Origin of the sequence: Crinalium epipsammum PCC 9333 (assembly GCF_000317495.1) — a bacterium.
In the GTDB taxonomy this organism is placed as follows: domain Bacteria; phylum Cyanobacteriota; class Cyanobacteriia; order Cyanobacteriales; family PCC-9333; genus Crinalium; species Crinalium epipsammum.
Window position 1 is genome coordinate 2,341,262 of the sequence record NC_019753.1, and the last position, 19,297, is coordinate 2,360,558.

At 41.0% G+C, this 19,297-nt stretch carries 21 protein-coding genes; 8 read left to right on the plus strand and 13 right to left on the minus strand.

What is annotated here, in order from left to right; translation table 11 throughout:
• Window positions 1-9 precede the first annotated feature (9 nt).
• Together CRI9333_RS10025 and CRI9333_RS10030 are read left to right on the plus strand one after the other, a co-directional pair.
• Entirely contained in the window at window positions 10-339 is a 330-nt protein-coding gene (locus CRI9333_RS10025; RefSeq protein ID WP_015203054.1) for an MgPME-cyclase complex family protein, read from the plus strand.
• 37 nt (window positions 340-376) lie between these two features.
• On the plus strand, window positions 377-1,147 hold the full coding sequence (locus CRI9333_RS10030; RefSeq protein WP_015203055.1) for a hypothetical protein: 771 nt from the start codon (window positions 377-379) through the stop codon (window positions 1,145-1,147).
• 27 nt (window positions 1,148-1,174) lie between these two features.
• On the opposite strand, the gene CRI9333_RS10035 is transcribed toward CRI9333_RS10030, so the two are convergent.
• The 3 genes from CRI9333_RS10035 to folD all read right to left on the minus strand — a co-directional run bounded on the left by CRI9333_RS10035 (window position 1,175) and on the right by folD (window position 3,584).
• Window positions 1,175-1,630: a divergent PAP2 family protein gene (locus CRI9333_RS10035; protein WP_041226550.1), complete on the minus strand. Its 456-nt coding sequence runs from the start codon at window positions 1,628-1,630 to the stop codon at window positions 1,175-1,177.
• A 34-nt stretch (window positions 1,631-1,664) separates the two neighbouring features.
• Window positions 1,665-2,603 (minus strand): geranylgeranyl diphosphate synthase CrtE, encoded by a 939-nt coding sequence (gene crtE / locus CRI9333_RS10040; RefSeq protein ID WP_015203057.1) that lies wholly within the window; start codon window positions 2,601-2,603, stop codon window positions 1,665-1,667.
• Window positions 2,604-2,705: 102 nt separating this feature from the next.
• Window positions 2,706-3,584 carry a bifunctional methylenetetrahydrofolate dehydrogenase/methenyltetrahydrofolate cyclohydrolase FolD gene (folD, locus tag CRI9333_RS10045; protein ID WP_041226009.1) on the minus strand — a complete coding sequence of 293 codons (879 nt, stop codon included), beginning with the start codon at window positions 3,582-3,584 and terminating at the stop codon, window positions 2,706-2,708.
• Between the two features lie 98 nt (window positions 3,585-3,682).
• Here folD and CRI9333_RS10050 point away from each other — a divergent pair, with 98 nt between their 5' ends.
• Entirely contained in the window at window positions 3,683-4,153 is a 471-nt protein-coding gene (locus tag CRI9333_RS10050) for a hypothetical protein (RefSeq protein ID WP_015203059.1), read from the plus strand.
• A complete protein-coding gene (locus CRI9333_RS10055) occupies window positions 4,150-4,593 on the plus strand; it encodes an NUDIX hydrolase (RefSeq protein WP_015203060.1) in 444 nt (147 codons plus the stop codon). Before CRI9333_RS10050 ends, CRI9333_RS10055 begins: the two co-directional genes overlap by 4 nt.
• 86 nt (window positions 4,594-4,679) lie before the next feature.
• On the opposite strand, the gene CRI9333_RS10060 is transcribed toward CRI9333_RS10055, so the two are convergent.
• Window positions 4,680-5,537 carry a DUF6671 family protein gene (locus CRI9333_RS10060; RefSeq protein ID WP_015203061.1) on the minus strand — a complete coding sequence of 286 codons (858 nt, stop codon included), beginning with the start codon at window positions 5,535-5,537 and terminating at the stop codon, window positions 4,680-4,682.
• A 290-nt stretch (window positions 5,538-5,827) separates the two neighbouring features.
• Between CRI9333_RS10060 and mutS the strand changes: the two genes are divergently transcribed.
• A complete protein-coding gene (gene mutS / locus CRI9333_RS10065; protein ID WP_157462425.1) occupies window positions 5,828-8,494 on the plus strand; it encodes a DNA mismatch repair protein MutS in 2,667 nt (888 codons plus the stop codon).
• Window positions 8,495-8,592: 98 nt separating this feature from the next.
• Here mutS and CRI9333_RS10070 read toward each other — a convergent pair whose 3' ends face one another.
• The 4 genes from CRI9333_RS10070 to CRI9333_RS10085 all read right to left on the minus strand — a co-directional run bounded on the left by CRI9333_RS10070 (window position 8,593) and on the right by CRI9333_RS10085 (window position 10,160).
• Complete coding sequence (locus CRI9333_RS10070; protein ID WP_015203063.1) at window positions 8,593-8,823, minus strand: hypothetical protein; 231 nt, start codon at window positions 8,821-8,823, stop codon at window positions 8,593-8,595.
• A 150-nt stretch (window positions 8,824-8,973) separates the two neighbouring features.
• A complete protein-coding gene (locus CRI9333_RS10075; RefSeq protein WP_015203064.1) occupies window positions 8,974-9,192 on the minus strand; it encodes a type II toxin-antitoxin system HicB family antitoxin in 219 nt (72 codons plus the stop codon).
• 333 nt (window positions 9,193-9,525) lie between these two features.
• Window positions 9,526-9,891: a clan AA aspartic protease gene (locus tag CRI9333_RS10080; RefSeq protein WP_015203065.1), complete on the minus strand. Its 366-nt coding sequence runs from the start codon at window positions 9,889-9,891 to the stop codon at window positions 9,526-9,528.
• Window positions 9,888-10,160, minus strand: coding sequence for a hypothetical protein (locus tag CRI9333_RS10085; protein ID WP_015203066.1), 273 nt, complete (start codon window positions 10,158-10,160; stop codon window positions 9,888-9,890). Before CRI9333_RS10085 ends, CRI9333_RS10080 begins: the two co-directional genes overlap by 4 nt.
• A 130-nt stretch (window positions 10,161-10,290) precedes the next feature.
• Between CRI9333_RS10085 and CRI9333_RS26710 the strand changes: the two genes are divergently transcribed.
• On the plus strand, window positions 10,291-10,476 hold the full coding sequence (locus CRI9333_RS26710; RefSeq protein ID WP_157462309.1) for a hypothetical protein: 186 nt from the start codon (window positions 10,291-10,293) through the stop codon (window positions 10,474-10,476).
• Window positions 10,477-10,583: 107 nt separating this feature from the next.
• On the opposite strand, the gene CRI9333_RS10090 is transcribed toward CRI9333_RS26710, so the two are convergent.
• Entirely contained in the window at window positions 10,584-11,903 is a 1,320-nt protein-coding gene (locus tag CRI9333_RS10090; RefSeq protein ID WP_015203068.1) for a serine/threonine protein kinase, read from the minus strand.
• 148 nt (window positions 11,904-12,051) lie between these two features.
• Window positions 12,052-13,254, minus strand: coding sequence for a GNAT family N-acetyltransferase (locus CRI9333_RS10095; RefSeq protein WP_015203069.1), 1,203 nt, complete (start codon window positions 13,252-13,254; stop codon window positions 12,052-12,054).
• Between the two features lie 295 nt (window positions 13,255-13,549).
• Here CRI9333_RS10095 and CRI9333_RS10100 point away from each other — a divergent pair, with 295 nt between their 5' ends.
• Window positions 13,550-13,762: a hypothetical protein gene (locus CRI9333_RS10100; RefSeq protein ID WP_041226010.1), complete on the plus strand. Its 213-nt coding sequence runs from the start codon at window positions 13,550-13,552 to the stop codon at window positions 13,760-13,762.
• A gap of 134 nt (window positions 13,763-13,896) precedes the next feature.
• Here CRI9333_RS10100 and tnpA read toward each other — a convergent pair whose 3' ends face one another.
• Window positions 13,897-14,292: an IS200/IS605 family transposase gene (gene tnpA, locus CRI9333_RS10105; RefSeq protein ID WP_015203071.1), complete on the minus strand. Its 396-nt coding sequence runs from the start codon at window positions 14,290-14,292 to the stop codon at window positions 13,897-13,899.
• 54 nt (window positions 14,293-14,346) lie between these two features.
• Between tnpA and CRI9333_RS10110 the strand changes: the two genes are divergently transcribed.
• Window positions 14,347-15,612, plus strand: coding sequence for an RNA-guided endonuclease InsQ/TnpB family protein (locus CRI9333_RS10110; protein ID WP_015203072.1), 1,266 nt, complete (start codon window positions 14,347-14,349; stop codon window positions 15,610-15,612).
• A gap of 189 nt (window positions 15,613-15,801) precedes the next feature.
• Here the strand turns inward: CRI9333_RS10110 and CRI9333_RS10115 are convergent, their stop codons facing one another.
• Both CRI9333_RS10115 and psaB read right to left on the minus strand, forming a co-directional pair.
• Window positions 15,802-16,842, minus strand: a complete 1,041-nt coding sequence (locus CRI9333_RS10115; protein ID WP_015203073.1) for a GDSL-type esterase/lipase family protein — start codon at window positions 16,840-16,842, stop codon at window positions 15,802-15,804.
• 181 nt (window positions 16,843-17,023) lie between these two features.
• Window positions 17,024-19,237 carry a photosystem I core protein PsaB gene (psaB, locus tag CRI9333_RS10120; protein ID WP_015203074.1) on the minus strand — a complete coding sequence of 738 codons (2,214 nt, stop codon included), beginning with the start codon at window positions 19,235-19,237 and terminating at the stop codon, window positions 17,024-17,026.
• Window positions 19,238-19,297 lie beyond the last annotated feature (60 nt).

Genomic DNA, 19,297 nt, shown 5'->3' on the forward strand with positions numbered 1-19,297 from the left:
TAAGAAAAGATGCAAACTTACTACTACGTTCTCGCAAGTCAACGCTTTTTAATAGAAGAAGAAGGCATAGATGAAGTGCTAAAAGAGCGCATTCGCAACTATCATGAACAGGAAAAAGAAATTGATTTTTGGTTAGTCAAACAGCCTGCATTTATAGAAGCACCAGCAATGGCAGCAGTCAAAGCAAAATGTCCGCAACCAGCCGCCGCCATCATCTCCACAAATCCTCAATTTATCACTTGGCTAAAGTTGCGGTTAGAATTTGTGGCAACTGGTGAATTTCAAGCTCCTTGTGAGGCAATTTCTGACCCAAAGGCTTCCCTGATACCAGTATCCTGATTTTTATATGCCTACTATCGGCTGCAATACACCGCTTATGTCTCAAAACGGTATGAATGTTTCTCAGCTTGGTCAACGACAACAATTGAGCAAGCTGGGTTTTATGTTAACTACTACCTGGTTAACGTTGGGAGCTATTCCAGCATTAAGTCAATCAGCCCCGTCAGCCTGTCAAGCTCCGCGCTCAGGCGAGTATTTAGTATTAGTAGTCAGTCCGACAAAGCAGCGCCAAGAACAAGTTCGCCTAGCTTTGCCTCGCAACAGCCAAACTAAAGTGTGTCGATATGTAGATGATATTGTCACGCGGGTTGGTAATTTAAAAAGCGTTACCGAAGCTAACAATTTGGTGCGTTATATGCAAGATATCGTCGGTTTACCAGCTTTTGTAGCACGGATACAAACGCAAGTACCAAGACCAGTGACGACACTACCGCCAGTATTTGTCGGCATACCAGCACGAGGTAATATCACCACACAACCTTTAATACCAATTAATCCACCAAGACAGCCACAGCGAACAGTAGCTCCAAATCCCGGAAATTTTTCACCTGAGTTGTTAGGTTATGGTTTTGCAGTTTTAGTAGATTACTCTAACCAACCACAATTAGTTAACCAGGTACGGGAGTTTATGGGAGGGAATATTGGTTTAGCTTCTTATGGGCAACGTTCTTATTTACTAGCTGTTCATACTACTAACCAACGTGAAGCAAATTCTACTTGGCAAAGGTTAAGCGATCGCGGTTTGTTGGCCATGCTGGTTGATAGTCGCAAAGTTACTTTACTCAGACCACAATTTACCAACCCTTAAAATCAATTAACAATGACCAATGACCGATCAATATGCTGCGTTAGCGAATAAAGCAATAACAACACCTAAAGCAGATCCGACAATTACTTGAACAGGGGTATGTCCTAGCAATTCCTTTAAGCGATCCTCATTAAATTTGGGGTGTTCTTGAAATAACTCATCCAGAATTTGGTTGAGGATACGCGCCTGCTTGCCTGCGGCTTGACGTACCCCAGCCGCGTCATACATGACAATAACAGCAAAAATTGCTGCGATCGCAAAGTCGGGACTCGACCAACCAATTGCCTGCCCTACCCCAGTAGCCAAAGCTGTTACTAGGGCGGAATGGGCGCTAGGCATACCGCCAGTGGTTACTAAGACACGGATGTTGACTTTTCGATGTATAACCAGTTCAAACAGTAGCTTTAATAACTGAGCGATCAAACAAGCAAGCAGTGCTACCAACAACACTTGGTTGTCGAGAATGTCGCCAAAATATTGTATTTGGTTCGCGGTGCCTATTACCACAAATAATCACCTAGTGCGTGCGGCTAGTTATGAAGTCTGCGATCGCCATTAGCGGTCTACCCTTCTCTCCAAAGGATGCCAGTTCAGCCTTCGCTTCGTCAACCAGTTTTTGAGCTTGACGGCGAGATTGATCTAGTCCCCAGATACTAGGATATGTTGCTTTTTGCGCTTGCAAATCCTTTCCAGCAGTTTTTCCTAATTCTTCCTGAGTAGCTGTAATGTCCAAAATATCATCGACTATCTGAAACGCCAACCCAATATTTTGAGCATAACGGGATAGCTTTTGTAAAACTTCGGCAGATGCAGAGGCTAAAATTGCACCACACACCACACAAGATTCTAACAACGCCCCGGTTTTATGAGTGTGAATATAAGTTAGGGTTTCCACAGAAGTATCTGATTTACCCTCGCATTCTAGGTCAACAACTTGACCCCCCACTAATCCAGTTGCGCCCACAGCATGAGATAACTGTGCAATTACCTGTAATACTTGCTCTGCTGGTACGCCCTGAGTTGCCTTAGCAATATATTCAAAAGAGTATGCTAATAAGCCGTCACCAGCGAGAATCGCGATATCTTCACCATAGACTTTATGATTTGTAAGCTTGCCTCGGCGATAATCGTCATTGTCCATTGCTGGCAAGTCATCGTGAATCAATGACATGGTGTGAACCATTTCCAACGCGCAGGCAGTCGGCATTGCCATTGCGGTTGTACCGCCAAGCATTTCACAAGTAGCAAGGCACAGAATAGGGCGTAAACGCTTCCCACCTGCTAGGAGGGAGTAGCGCATGGCTTCGTAAATTTTCTCTGGGTAGACAACTGGCAGAGAATTATCTAGTGCAGCCTCTACTTGTGGCTGTATCTGAGCTAAATAGCTTGATAGATCAAAAGCGGCTAGATTAGCTTGATTGGTGATGATGGTGGTTTGATCCTGTATGGTTGTCATTCCCGCTACTGTGCAGATAAAGCAATGCTGAAAGCCTCAACTATTTTACGGGGCTTTGGGGACGGTTGAAACAGTTAGCAGTTACCAGTTAGTAAATAAAGATTAACTGTTCATTGTTCGGATATAGCTTTGTACAGTATTTTGTAGCAGGATGGCGACTGTCATTGGTCCAACGCCACCAGGAACAGGTGTGATAAACTCAGCTACGTCCTTTACTGAGTCAAAGTGAACGTCTCCGACTAAGCGAGATTTGCCAGTTTTATCAGTTACGCGATTAATTCCAACATCGACAACTACAGCCCCAGGTTTTACCATATCAGCAGTAATCATTTCTGGGCGACCTACGGCGGCAATTAAGATATCTGCACTACGGGTAATGGCGGATAAGTCTTGACTACGGGAATGTGCGATCGTTACAGTAGCATCTGCGGCTAATAACATCAAAGCCAAAGGCTTACCTACCAAAATACTGCGCCCTACAACTACCGCGTGTTTGCCTTTTAAATCAATTTTGTATTCCTCTAACAGCCGCATTACACCCGCAGGTGTGCAACTGCGTAAACCTTCTTCACCTCTCACCAAATGACCTAGATTAACTGGGTGTAGTCCATCAGCGTCTTTATCTGGAGCAATCTTATGCAGTAGTGTGACAGCATCCAAATGTTCAGGTAGTGGTAGCTGCACTAAAATTCCATCAACTTGCTCATCTTGATTAAGTTGTTCAATTACTTGCTCTAGTTCTGATTGAGTAGTATCAGTAGGGAAATGCTTACCAAAAGACGCAATACCAACCTTCGTGCAGGCTTTTTCTTTGTTCCCTACATAAGCAGCACTAGCTGGGTTATCGCCCACCATCAGCACTGCTAACCCTGGAGGACGACCAAATTTTCCTTGCAATTGCTCAACTTGCTGTTGCAGTTCAGTTTGAATGCGTTGAGCCAGATTTTTGCCATCTAATATGGGGGTGATTGTAGAATCCATTGTGTGTAAGTAACAGGGTGGAAATAAACTTAACATGAAGGCTAGTCAGTGGTCATTGATAATTGATAATTGATAATTAATAATTAATAATTAAGGCAATGAACACTCAAAAGGCAAAAGGCAATCATACCAATTTAAATTTTTTCCTTTTACCTTTTTACTTTTTATTATTTGGCGGACTGTTTAGCTGTAACAAAGTTGCTGAATCCTTATTCAGTATTTCTGCTGCCAAAAATCTTCCTGTCAGAAAAATTAGTGAAATCAAAAATCAAAAGCAGGTCAATTCTACAGTGTATCTCAAAGGCAAGGTTGGTAATCAAGCTAGTTTTGTAGGTGGTGGCGCTTATGAATTACAAGACACTACTGGCAGTATCTGGATTTTGACTAAACAACCTTTACTCCAAAAGGGGGATGAATTAATCATTCAGGGCAAGGTGCAATATCAAAGTATGCCTTTAATTCTTGCAGCAGGTGGAAAGGCGGTAGGAGAGGTATACGTGGAAGAGCGACAACAGTTAGAACACAGACCAGTAAAAAATAGGTTACTGCCGTTGTCATTAGAACGATGAATAATCAAGCTGTAGAAGCTGAAATCAAGCGGGCTGTTAGCATCGCTATCCTGCATTCTGATGGTAAATTTCTGATGCAATTACGTGACGATATTCCTGGGATTGCTTATCCTGGTCATTGGGGCTTTTTTGGCGGTCATGTTGAACCAGGCGAAAGCCCCGAAGAAGCTATGGAAAGGGAACTTTTTGAGGAAATTAGTTATATTCCACCTACAATAACTAAGTTTGGTGAATATGAAGATTCCCAGGTAATTCGTCATGTTTATCATGCACCGCTAATTGTGGATCTTCAGGAGTTAGTTTTACAAGAAGGCTGGGATATGGGTTTATTAACTCTTGAAGATATTAGACGCGGTAGTTGTTTTTCTCAAAAAGCTGGTAAAGAACAACCTTTAGGTCGTCCTCATCAACAAATTTTGTTAGATTTTATTAAGAAATAATTCAGAAGTTGGGAGTTAGCAAGATTTTAATAGGTATCTGAGGCTTATTTTTCCAGTCACTATTCACTAATTCTTAGCAATTAAATTTAAGGGTTGCAATATAGGCATTGAGCAGGATCGGCGTATTGTAAATTATCGGGAAATAATTTTTCTTCAGTAAAGCCACATTTACGGCATTTATAAATTAATGATTTGATTGCAGAAGTTGGCAGATAACAGTTAGCACACAACAGCCCTTTTTTATGTTCAGATAATTGAAAGCCTGGTGTAGAACAACTAGGGCAAATATGCTGGATATTATTGATTAAATCGTGGGTGGCTTTTTCAATATTTTTCATTCTTGTAGGATTATACATAGCTCGCATATCTGTTTCTATGTGGGCTGTATGGGTTGGCGATCGCTCTATAATATATGTGAGTGCGGATTGTAGTTCTGATTCGCTAGTAATGCCTTTAAAGATATGTTTTGATTCCCTGTCTGATTCAGGAGTCATCACTATTAATCCATGTTCTGGAAATCCAACTTGATGGGCAAATTGCCAAGCTTCATCAACACTCTTCACAATTTTGTGAGCGTAATTTGTTTCTGTAGAAAATATTTGTCCGATTATTTCTAAGTTGTTTTCTATGTCTATAAAAATTACAATTTCTTTATGACAAGGTATAAACGGAATTTCTGGATGAGGGCTAAAGCTTCCTTCAGTAGCTACAACAATTGTTTCGCCTGTGATTTCTAATGCTTTTAAAGCTTTAAATCTGGCGGCTTCTAATTGGTTGCCCATCCGTTCTATATCTCTGGTAAAAGTACCAAAAATATCAGTATCAAAATCTGGCGGCACAGTTGCTTTTATGCCTAACTCTTTTTCTAGCATCGGGGCAATAACTTTTTCTTTGTGATGTTGAGTAGCGATAACAGCGTTGCGGTTTTTAAAGAAATGATTCATAGCTTTAAAAGGGAGGAGAGAGGGGTAAGTATCTGTTTCGCAAATAAAGTACCTTATTGATGATTTTAATTAAATATATAGACAATGCTCTATATATTTAATTAAAAAAGTCTGGCTTTAAAGAAGTAAGCGGTTCTCGCAACAAATTTTTAACCCATTGGATCAACGGCTTGCGCTAGAGTCATTAGAAGTTAGGGAATTTGACAAACAAGCTATCCATGAGCGCAGACATCGAAGCATTCACCTATCCAGAAACCCAAAATAGTAGAGCGGGTCAGCATCTTGAGGCGATGACGCGCGTTTCTGCTAATAATGCTGATTATCGGACAGTGGAAAGGCAAAAGCTGACTCCGATGATGCAGCATTTTGTGGAAGTTAAGGAACAGTATCCCCATGCGTTGCTGTTATATCGTGTAGGGGATTTTTATGAGACGTTTTTTCAGGATGCGCGATCGCTCGCAGAGTCGCTGGAACTGGTTTTAACTTCTAAGGAGTCGGGTAAAGATATTGGTCGAGTGCCGATGTCGGGTATTCCTCATCATGCTTTGGATAGATATTGTACGCTGTTGGTGGAAAAAGGGTTTGCGATCGCCATTTGCGACCAAGTAGAAGATGCAGCAGAGGCGGCGGCGCAAGGTCGTCAGGTGCGCCGAGAAGTAACGCGGGTGTTAACTCCTGGGACGTTACTAGAAGAAGGGATGTTAAATGCGCGTCGTAATAACTTTTTAGCAGCAGTGGTAATTGCTGGGGAACATTGGGGTTTAGCTTACGCAGATATTTCTACAGGGGAATTTTTAACTACTCAATCAAATAATTTAGAACACCTCACGCAGGAATTAATGCGTTTGCAACCTGCTGAGGTGCTAGTACCTGTAAATGCGCCAGATTTAGGTGGTTTTCTACGACCAGGGCAAAAGTCAGATTATTTGCCAGAGTGTTTACCACCATCATTCTGTTATGCACTGCGATCGCAATATCCTTTTTCTTTATCCGAAGCTAAACAAAGATTACTGGAAAAGTTAAAAGTGCGATCGCTTGAAGGGATGGGTTGTGAACATCTCCCCCTTGGTGTGCGTGCTGCGGGTGGGTTGCTGGAATACTTAGAAGACACCCAAAAAGGTAATCAAGTACCTTTACAAACCCTACGGACTTATACCCTTGCCGATTATCTAATTATTGATAACCAAACCCGTCGCAATTTGGAAATTACTCAAACTGTTCGGGATGGTACATTACATGGATCACTATTATGGGCGCTAGATAGAACCAGTACGGCAATGGGTGGACGTGCTTTGCGCCGATGGTTGTTACAACCATTAGTAGATATAAAAGGCATTGAAGCACGGCAAAATACGATTCAAGAATTAGTTGAAAATACGGCTTTACGCCAAGATTTACAACAGTTATTGCGCCAAATTTATGATTTAGAAAGATTAACTGGTCGCTCTGGTTCCGGTAGAGCTAATGCTAGAGATTTAATCGCTTTGGCAGATTCATTATTAAGATTACCAGAATTAGCTATATTAGCATCTACTGGTGAATCTCCCTTTTTGAAAGCTGTGCAAAAAGTGCCTCCAATGTTGCAGGAATTGGGGCAACAAATTCGTAATCATATAGTAGATTCGCCTTCTCAACATTTAATGGAAGGAAATTTAATTCGTCCTGGTGTAAACGAGTTATTAGATGAGATGCGAGGTGCTGCTGAAGGCGATCGGCAATGGATTGCTAATTTAGAAGTTACAGAAAGAAACCGGACTGGTATTTCTACACTAAAGGTAGGTTTTAATAAAACTTTTGGTTATTACATTAGTATTTCTAGATCAAAAGCGGATCAGGTTCCCGACAATTATATTCGCAAACAAACTTTAACTAATGAGGAGCGTTACATCACTCCAGATTTGAAGGAAAGAGAAGCGCGAATTTTAACAGCGCGGGAAGATTTAAATAAGCTGGAATATGAAATATTTTGTGCTTTACGGGCAGAAGTTAGTGAACAAGCAGAGCAAATTCGTCATGTTTCACGCGCTGTTGCTGCTGTCGATGTTTTATGTGGTTTAGCAGAAGTAGCGGTACATCAGGGTTATTGTTGTCCGCAAATGGAACAAGGGCGAGAAATTAATATTATTGAAGGTCGTCATCCAGTAGTAGAACAATCTCTGCCAGCAGGATTTTTTGTGCCGAATTCGACTAATTTAGGAAGTTCGGAGTTGTCAGAAAGTCCTGATTTAATTATTCTTACTGGCCCCAATGCGAGTGGTAAAAGTTGTTATTTACGGCAGGTAGGATTAATTCAATTAATGGCACAAACGGGGAGTTTTGTACCAGCGCAGTCAGCAAGGTTGGGAGTGTGCGATCGCATTTTTACCCGTGTTGGTGCTGTTGATGATTTAGCCACAGGTCAATCTACCTTTATGGTAGAAATGAATGAAACTGCTAATATTCTCAACCATGCTACGCCTAAATCTCTAGTTTTATTAGATGAAATTGGGCGTGGTACTGCTACATTTGATGGTCTTTCTATTGCTTGGGCGGTAGCGGAATATTTAGCTAGTGATATTAGGGCAAGAACTATTTTTGCTACGCATTACCACGAATTGAACGAATTAGCATCTATTTTGCCGAATGTAGCAAATTATCAAGTAACAGTCAAAGAGTTACCCGACCAAATTATCTTTTTACACCAAGTACAACCAGGAGGCGCGGATAAATCTTATGGTATTGAAGCTGGACGTTTAGCAGGTTTACCAGCATCGGTAATTTTACGCGCTAGGCAGGTAATGGGGCAAATTGAGCAGCATAGTAAAATTGCTGTGGGATTACGTGAAGGGATTGGTAGTAATAAACCTAGTGGGAAATCAGCATCAGGTCGTTCTGGACGTAAGAAAAAGGCTGCTGATGTTTCTAATGGAGAGCAGGAAATAGTGGGAAAAGAGGATAATTCGAGCGAGAACGAGTGAGGGTAGCAGCTATGAGAAGCCAGGATTTTAATTCTGGCTTCTTTGTTGTGAAATTTTTTATCTCTATAAAAGCAACTTGAACATATTTCTAACCCAAACTAATTATTCGGGTTACGAAAAGTTGCCTTACCATTACGTCTTTCGTAGTACCTCTCAACAAAAGAAGTGTTAAAACTAGAGATGAGGTTTGAAACTTCCTCTAGTGATGAGGAGTTGATTACATCTTCTACATATTTCTTAATGTCAAGGTGAATGCCACCTTGCGTAAGACCAAAAGCCCATCTTAAAAATTGTTCGTATTCCATTGCTGGGTCTTGATTCGCATTCATTCTCTCTGTAGCTCCAATCTAGTCTAAGTATGTTTGTAACACAAGTATAATACAAAAAGCTTTAATACCCATTTCTAGAGTTTATATTTCGAGTTGAGTTTTTGGAAGTGCGATCGCACACCTGTAATTTATTAAATTTCCAAGCTAAATTTAGGCAATTTGTAGGGTGGTAGGTTCAGGGATAGATTCACCTTCGGCTTGCCAAGCTTCTAAGTACATTTCAATTACTTCTTCGCCATTACGAATTGCTTCAGAGCGGGTTTTACCATGAGTGCAAGGCATAACAACGTGATCGGCAAACTCTGGAATCGTCACTAGAAAAAGTTGATCTTCATTAGACCATTGAATAACCATACTGTATTGATTCATGTTTCGTTGTGAAATGATTCAAATCTGCTTACATTTACCTTCTCTATATGCTGTTTCTACTTGTTGAATTAAGTTGTTTAATTTACCAGCTTTCAGATCTTCTTCAATTTGTCTATCCCACAGAGATTCTTGAAACTCATCGAGCCATTCTATAAATTATGCAAGTTTTTGTGGTGAAAGTTGCGTAATTGCTGTTTTTATCTCTATAACGTGCATCGCAATTAACTTTTTTATTTTTCGCACTCTTAACTGACACTATAGTGTGGGAGTAAAGCATCGAAAATTATGTTCAATTTGCAATTTGGCTGCATCTGCGTGAATAGGGGATAGCAACTATAACTCTTCAATTGTCACCAACCCTCCCTCTGTAAACTGCACTACAAGTTCATGCTCCTCTAGCAAAGCAGTTCCAAGCAAAGGTCGCCGTCCTGTTGCCAGTACACGAACTTCTCGCTCTTCCCCGTTCCAGAGAATTATTGCTTCATGGACTGGTAATGTAACTTCGCTGTTATCAGCCAAGTTTACGGGCATCGCATATTTGAAGGGTAAACCTAATAAAGTGACTGCTTCTGGTGGTAAGCAGAGGTAATCGGTAAATCCTGTGTCTATAACGAACTCAATTGACAGGTCTGGGCGATGTGGAAAACGAAATACTATGTTGACAGTTGCATATCTATTGCTGACGATACCAGAAATCACTTTTGAACGCGCTCCATGACCCCACCAAATGAAGCTGCCACATTGTAACCAATGCGGATACCAAAGAGCCGAGCATTTGGGTTCTTTGCACTCAAATTTCGCGCTGCTTGCAAACCTATTTTGTCAACTTCATAGTCACCTGTTTGAATATCAATGATGACCATCTTGCCGATGTTATCTTCAACTTCTAGCTGTTGCCGGATACGACTCTCGTAGATTTGTTTTGCACGTTTTGCAACATCTTCATGGCTTAACAGGATTGTCTGCATCAGCTAACTCCTCAGTCGCTACTCTGTCTTCTAGTAACTACTTCATAGTATCTTATAGCTAAAGATTAAGCTCGATATTAGAAGTTAAAATGAAGGCGAATCAACTTAGAACTCTTGTGGAGAACTAACCGTGACACAGCCATTTATGGATGAAAGCGAATTAGCCAAGATGAAAGAACTGCTAGAACTGGCTAAAATTACCGAACAACAAGCACAAGAATTAGCTAATTTTACTCTAGCTATTGACCATAAATATGAAAAGCGTTTAGCCAAACTTAAACTTGATAAAAAACTCAAACCTAGTAGTATTGAGTAATTTGTTATTTAAAATTTTGCTATAAAGGGAATAGCAGATAATGAGAAGATGATCCGACAATTCCTAAAAAGTAAAAATTTATTTGCTCATCCTTAAATACTAGATTGTTAGTTTATCCAATCTTGTATTTCTTGAGCCAGCCAAATACTCTCAGCTTCACTCAAAGCGCCACCAAGATTATAAACTTGTTCACCTGCGCGGATACTAACTTGATAAACTAAACCTTGCTTTTGCAAAAAAACGCCTAAAATTTCCTCAATATCTCCTACTTGCTTACCATAAATTGATCTAAATAGTTGACGTTCTAAATAAAAGCGATCGCCCTCAAAATAAATACTTCGGCGTTCACAAAAAAACATTAATAATGCAACACTTATCCCTGCTGAAAAAAGTAATCCTAAAGGTAGAACCCAAATTACTAATAAAGGTAACGAAATTAACCATTTCGCAAAATATAAACTAGCAAATATCCCGCCAGAACCAAATATGCCTAGTTTTCTCCTGCCTCCAGCAGGAAGATAAATTTCTAATCGTTCTGAAGACTTATTTACCCTTATTCGAGTAGCAACAGGTTGAGTAATTTTATTTCTAATATTAATATTACTAGACTTGATCAATAAACCAGAATTTAACAATTCTAATGCTTGACGCGCAGTACTAAAGCGTTTTTCTATAGCTGGCTCTATTAGCTTTTTAATCCAACTAATTAAGCTAGAACTAACACTTACTTGATTAGCAAATTGAATTCGTGAGTCTTTTTGTGGTAAATCAACAGGAGCAATACCAGTAATTAAGTGAATTAATGTTGTACCTAAAGCATATAAATCTGAGGCTGGAACTGCTCTCCCCCAAAATTGTTCTAAAGGTGCATAACCACTCGTACCAACTACCGTAAAAGTAACACCTGTAAACGCTTCTTTATCCTGTACTGAGCCAAAATCTACCAAATAAACTTGTTCATCTTCTCCCCAGATTAAATTACTCGGCTTAATATCCCGATGTAGTACTGGCGGGTTAAGTTCGTGCAGATAAATCAGAATATTTAAAAGTTGAGCGGCAATTTTTCTAACCTGGGTTTCTGTGAAGCGTTTCCCTTCAGCTAATAATTCTTGTAGGGTGATACCTGGAATATAATCTTGCACTATTACAAACCAAAGTAATCCTTCATCTATTTTATGCTCCAAGGAAAAATAATCTCGATAACGAGGAATTTGGGCATGATTGAAACTTGCTAAAACTTTAGCTTCCCGTTCAAATAGCTTCATCTCCTCCCACTGCATTTGAGGGCTAAAAGCTAAGAGTTTTACTATTACTTGTTCATTGGTTTGTAAATCTGTAGCTAACCAAGTTGGACGACCTGGCGCAGTTCTTCCTAACTGCTGTTGAAGTTGATAGCGTTCTTTTAATACCTGTTTCGCCTGCAACATCCGATCAATTAACAATTAACAATGAACAATTATCAGTAACCAATGAATAATCACCCAGCAAAAAAATAGTTATTACCCTTTGCGCCCTTTGCGTTTACCTCTGCGTCCTTTGCGTTTAAAAAATCAAACCATGCTTCCCACCCAAAAACTAGAAAAAATCGCGCATCCAAGGATGAGAACCAGCAAACAACAAAGAGGCAGTTGCTAAAGCGCGATCGCTACCTTCGATTTGACCAGTTACAAGCAACTGATCGGGAGTAAACAAACCTGTATAAAGTGATGCCAACCCGCGCACATTGAGTTTTAATTCCCCGCTACCCCCTTGAGTTACCTCACCTTGTCCATTAGATACCCTCAAGACAAATTTGCCATGATTCTCAGGTAGCAATTCATCATTTACTTCCAGATGCAACTCAGCTTCCACGCCAACCGGATAACCACGCTGCGCTAAGGCTTTCGGAACGTTAATAACTCGTAACAGCCAGCGATCGCCACTCACAATTTTATATGTTTGTTCCGCCAGCAACGATACAAAGGGATCATTTAACGAACCATGCCACAATACTTCTTGAGCGATCGAACGGTGATCGCCCAGAAAAACCCATAAACGTTTTGCTGCTGCGGGTGTCAAAGCAACCCAATCTGAAATTACTACCTGAGATAGTTGATTTTCATTTTGTTGCTTAAAAATAATATAGCCTTCTGGTTGAGCTTCATTGCCAACTAGGTAGGCATAAATCTCTCGATTTGGTTCTGGCTCAATTACTCTTTCCCAAATTGCTTGATTACGTTCTAAATTGCCGTTATTTTTAATAGCCTGTTGACGATAAATATCATAAAAAGCTTCAGGACGAATTAGGCTCACTCGCTGCATAGGTAAACTGCGAATTTCTTTTACAGCTTCTTCGCTGATAGCCAACTTGATACTATTCGTTGGCAGCTTAAAGTTACAAAAGGTTCCTCCTTGTTCATATCCGACCTTCCGATAAGGGCGCTGAGTAGCCGGATAAAGCACAGAAATTGGTACACCTTGGTTATAGAGTTCTCGGAGAGTCTGGGTTAACAGTTCAAAAACTATACCTGTCCCTCGATATTCTGGCGCGACACCAACTGCTGCTAAACCTGCCATTGCCAACTGCTTACCGCCAAACCACTGCCCCATTTGGTAAATACCCAGTCCAGCAACAATTTGATTACCTTGACGCACATATCTAAAACTATCTTGACCAAGGCGTTGGGAGTATTTCTGGCAAACACTTGCAGGCATATTAAAGCATTGAGAGAGAATAGCCCCAAGTTCTTGAAGTTCCTCAGAGTTTAAAATTCTGCCAAATTCTAAATTTGGTTTCATGTTTGAAAGTAAGGAGTGAGGTATATTGTCCTTTTTATCACCGTAAGCTTGTGCATTAATGGCAAATATTGGGTAGCATACTTTATATTAAATATCTTGGCGAATGCTGCACTTATGCTTGAATCTAGCTAAGATGGCAATTAATGCCGATGCAAAAAGTTTGAATGTTTGCGAGTTTTGTTTACATTTCTCAACAATCAGACTAGCAAAACATTAAACTTCATTGCGAAGTTCAAAGAAAGTCCTTAATCGGGTGATAATTTCTGTAATGTTAACAAACAGCTTAGAGACAGGGATGGAGAACACACTAAACTTGAACTCAAATCAATCCCCTACTGCTTCTTGCCGTGAAGATATCAGTGAGTATGTTGCTCACCTACAGCTACACATGACTCTACAAGCTCGTAACTTAGTTCCTACTTTGACTACAGCCATAGATAGCCGTCAAGAGCTACTACAGGAAACACAGGCTCATTTTGAGAAGCTCGTTTCTAGGCAAGTTATCTAAATCAATCATGCCTGATAGCTTAATAGGGCTGAATGCACGCATGATGAGCAATTATTTATAGAAAGCACCGTAAAACCCACTGGCTTTAGCCGTGGGATATAAGGTGGGTTGGCGTAGGGACGGAGCCAACCAAGCTATTTTGTCTTTTGATTTTCCACATATCTTTTAATAGTATCTCCAGAAACAGCACCCGCCGTACCGCAAAAATAACTTCTAGTCCACATACTAGGCAACCTCATCAACTCTGGAAATTCTTTTCTTAAGGTAAATGCAGTAAACCCTTTTACCTTGTGCATAATCTGGTAAGGAGCCAATAAGGTATTTGCTTGTATAAACAGATGAACGTGATCTAAGTGCGTTTCTACCGCTATAACCTCACAGTCTATTTCAATAACAGACTGAGTAATTAATTCCTTCAGTCTTTCGTCTATAGCGCCTATCAACACTTTCCTACGCCGTCTAACTATCCAGACGAAGTGGTAATTAATCAAAGAAATTGAAGTATTCTTAGTCCAGTATTTTTGCTTCACAGTTACCCCTATGTCTAGAACTATGTTATCATAGACAAAAGAGTAAAGAGCAAAATGTTCGGTTGTCAGCAAGTCAGGATCAATCCAAGCAAGGAAGTTAATGCTGTTCTAGAGTATCTGTGCGGTGAGTCTAACAAACTCAATAATTGTGCTATTTACTATGCTAGACAGGTTTATTTCAAGACAGGAAAGATAGTTAACAAATTTGCCTTAATTAATGAGTTAAAACAAAATTCTCACTATGGGGCTATGCACTCGCAAGCAGCGCAACAGACTATCATATCCGTAGCTGAATCTTTTTCATCCTTCATCGGATTGCTTAAAGGCATAAACAATGGTGCGGTAATTCAAAAACCCAAAATGCCTAATTACAAAAAGAAGGGAGGACTAGCAGTAGTCGCTTACCCGTCTCAAGCAGTTAAGTTCAAGGCTGAAGGTTTAAGATTCCCCTTAGGAACTAAAGTAAAAGCATGGTTTGGAATAGGCGCTTTCTATCTGCCTATGCCTTCTAATCTGGATTACAAAAACATTAGGGAATACCGGATATTGCCAAGAAACGGAGAGTTTTACCTAGAGCTTGTTTACAAGGCAGAAACCGTAAAGGCTGAAGTAGATAATTCTTCATCTCTGGGAATTGACCACGGAATTGACAATTGGCTGACTTGTGTTTCCAATACCGGAACTAGCTTTATTGTTGATGGGAAACACCTAAAATCTTTAAACCAATGGTACAACAAACGGGTGTCGATATTAAAAGAAAATCAACCCGAAGCCTTTTGGTCTAAACAGTTAGCTCGTGTTACAGAAAAAAGAAACAGACAAGTTAGAGACGCTATTAACAAAGCAGCTAAGTTGATAATTACTCACTGTTTAGAAAATCAAATAGGGACTGTGGTGTTTGGTTGGAATAAAGGGCAAAAAGATTCTGCGAATTTGGGGAGTAAAACTAACCAAAAGTTTGTTCAAATCCCTACTGGTAGATTAAAGGAACGGATTAAACAGCTTTGCGAACAATATGGAATTAAGTTTGTTGAGACGGAAGAATCCTATACATCTAAAGCTAGTTTCCTAGATAGTGATCAACTGCCTAAATTCGGTGAGAAACCCAAAGGGTGGAAAGAAACAGGGAAGCGGGTTAAACGAGGCTTGTACCGGACTGCAAGTAATCATTACATCAATGCAGATGCAAATGGTTCAGCCAACATACTTAGAAAAGTAGCGACAACACTAGGATTTGATCTTGGTGGAGTTTGTAGAGGCGCTTTGACTACGCCCTTAAGGTTCAGACTTTGGACTCTTAAAGAATCCCACTGCCTTTAGGCGTGGGAGTGTCAAACTAAATCTGAGTTGTACATTAGCCTTATTCTCTAGCCAGCCTATAGGATAGCCAAAAAGAAGGCTATGCGCTTACGTGCAGGTTACGCTAACCCTATATTTTGTTTAGCACCAGTTCTTCAAGCCCAAACGCCAAAGCTGTAGGGTAATTGTTAATTGATAATTATTAATTGTTCATTGATTATTCAACGCTATCCAGTTTTCTGCCTGCTTTAAACCTGAGTGCCAAAGTTCATAACCACGCTGGCTTAAATGTAGCCCATCTGTGGTTAAATCCCTCCGTAAATTACCTTGATCATCAGTAAACACTACTTGTAAGTTTAAATAGTTAGCTCCTTCTTGATGAGCCATGCTCAAAAGTTGTTCATTTAGTTTACGAATTCTATCGTTGAAACCTGGATTGAAGCGTGTAGGAAGAATTGATTGTACAATCACAAAGCTTTGTGGGTGGTTACGTCGTAAATAACGTAGAATTTGGCGGTAATTATCCAGAATAGTTTTATCTTTAGCACCTTTGCGTAAATCGTTGATTCCAGCCATAAGATAAATCACATCAGGTCGAGTTTGGGCAAATGCAGATAGTCGCCTCAATATCCCGCCAGAAGTATCTCCCGAAATTCCTTGGTTGAGCCAAAAACGATTACCCGACAACCGCTCTACAGGAAAGCATAAACTAAGGGAGTCACCTACTAAAATACTAAGATGATTTGCGCCTTGACCTAATGCGATCGCTCTAGCTTCTACGGCTAGCAATTTTTTCCACTCTTGATAAGTGGGTTTACGAGTTGTTTTGAGGTTGGATGAGGAGAACTGATCCTCAAGAACGCGAGTATAAATTTTGCCTGTTTTAAGAGCAGCTAATCTTTGAAAATATAACTGAGTCCCAGATATTGGTAATAGCACAGACTTTTGCTTTAATTCAGATGGTATATGCGGTATTAGTTGTTTATCTGTGCCTGTAGTTAGTGCTAGAACTTTAGATGTTTTTGTTCGTAAGCTATGAGATTTAGATTTAACTCGCTGTTTACTAAATTCAGGAGTGGTTACTTCCTTACTAGGAACAATAGTTTCATTAGCACCCAATTTTTGATCTGTGCTGCTACCTAACATTACTGACTGCTGATCTAATTGCGCCAACAAAGGTTTTTTGTCAGGCGAGGTTAACATTTGGCGGTTTGCTAGTAATGTAGCAGCCAGCAGATAGGGATCGCTCATTATTTCACTCCATCACACCTTTAATTCCTTTTGACAGCTATTAGTGATTGGTGTCAGGAATTTCTACAAATAAGTTAGTAATAACTGAAAATGAGTTTGTCTAATTTTTTATAACACTAAAAAATCCCCTGCTGATCAGCAGGGGATTTTAATTATTTATCTACAACTAGCTAAATTCGGATCAACCAAACTTACCAGCAGTAGAGGCAATCAAGAATGCCGCGTAGGTGAGGATGTAGCCAACTGTGAAGTGAGCTAGACCAACCAAACGACCTTGAACGATGGACATAGCAACAGGCTTGTCCTTCCAGCGAACTAGGTTAGCTAAAGGAGTACGCTCGTGCGCCCAGACAAGAGTTTCGATCAACTCTTGCCAGTAACCGCGCCAAGAGATCAAGAACATGAAACCAGTTGCCCAAACTAGGTGTCCAAATAGGAACATCCAGCCCCAGACAGCTAAGTTATTCATCCCGTAAGGGTTGTAGCCGTTGATCAATTGAGCAGAGTACAGCCAGAGGTAATCGCGCAGCCAGCCCATGAGGTATGTAGAAGACTCATTAAACTGAGCTACGTTGCCTTGCCAAATACCCAGATGCTTCCAGTGCCAGTAGAAGGTTACCCAACCCAGGGTGTTAAGCATCCAGAAAGTGGCTAAGTAGAAGGAATCCCAGGCGGAGATGTCGCAAGTACCGCCACGACCAGGGCCGTCGCAAGGGAATGCGTAGCCGAAGTCTTTTTTATCGGGCATCAACTTGGAGCCACGAGCATCCAACGCACCCTTAACAAGAATCAAGGTGGTGGTGTGCAGACCAAGTGCGATCGCATGGTGAACCAAGAAATCGCCAGGGCCAATTGTTAAGAACAGGGAGTTAGTGCCACTGTTGATGGCATCAAGCCAACCAGGCAACCAAGCAGCACCTGCTGTGGAAGCTACACTATCAGCGTTAGACAGCAAAGTATCTAAACCGTAGAGAACCTTACCATGAGAAGCTTGAACGAACTGAGCAAATACTGGCTCAATCAAGATTTGCTTTTCAGGAGTACCGAAAGCAACAACAACATCGTTGTGAACATACAGACCCAAGGTGTGGAAACCCAAGAACAGGGAAACCCAACTTAAGTGAGAAATGATCGCTTCTTTGTGATGTAACACGCGGTCAAGAACGTTGCCCTTATTTTGTTCAGGGTCATAGTCCCGAATCCAGAAGATCGCTCCGTGAGCAAACGCACCTAACATCAAGAAACCAGCAATGTACTGGTGATGAGTATAGAGTGCTGCTTGAGTGGTGAAATCCTGTCCAATAAAGGCATAAGGAGGCATAGCATACATATGCTGTGCTACCAAGGAAGTAACCACACCTAACGCTGCCAAATGGATACCCAATTGGAAGTGTAGGGAGTTGTTGTAAGTGTCGTAAAGACCTTGGTGAGGTAGGTTGAACTGACCTTCAGTTTTAGCACCAAAAAAGTTCTTAGCGTTCAGCATTTCCTTAATGCTGTGACCAATACCGAAGTTAGTCCGGTACATATGACCAGCAATGATGAAGATCACTGCGATCGCCAAGTGGTGGTGAGCCATATCAGTCAGCCACAAGGACTGAGTTTGAGGATGGAATCCACCTAAGAAAGTGAGAATTGCAGTTCCAGCGCCTTGAGAAGTCCCAAACACATGATCAGCAGTGTCAGGATTCTGAGCGTATACACCCCAATTGCCAGAGAAGAAAGGACCTAAGCCAGCAGGGTGTGGCAGGGTGGTCAAGAAGTTATCCCAGCCTACGTGCTGTCCGCGAGATTCGGGGATAGCAACGTGAACTAAGTGACCAGTCCAAGCCAAAGAACTCACACCAAACAAACCAGCTAAGTGGTGATTCAGACGTGGTTCAGCGCTCTTAAACCAAGACAAGCTGGGGCGGAACTTAGGCTGTAAGTGCAACCAACCTGCAAACAGGAAGACCGCAGCCAGCAGCATCAGAAAAACTGAACCACTATATAGGTCGTGGTTAGTCCGCATCCCAATGGTGTACCACCAGTGGTAGACACCAGAATAAGCAATATTTACAGGATTAGAAGCACCAGCTTGGGTAAAAGCATCTACTGCTGGTTTACCAAAGTGTGGGTCCCAAATCGCATGAGCAATCGGACGGACGTTGAGTGGATCTTTGATCCACTGTTCAAAGTTACCTTGCCAGGCTACGTGGAACAGGAGGCTCGAAGCCCACAAAAAGATGATCCCCAGATGACCGAAGTGTGTAGCGAAAATCTTTTGGTAAAGATTTTCCTCTGTCATGCCATCGTGGCTTTCAAAGTCGTGAGCCGTGGCAATCCCGTACCAAATCCGACGAGTAGTCGGATCTTGAGCGAGATCCTGGCTAAACTTGGGAAACTTAGTTGCCATTTATTTACTAAATCCTCCATTTAACCTTCAGCTATCAGTGGAGAGCAGATCAGTTTTTAG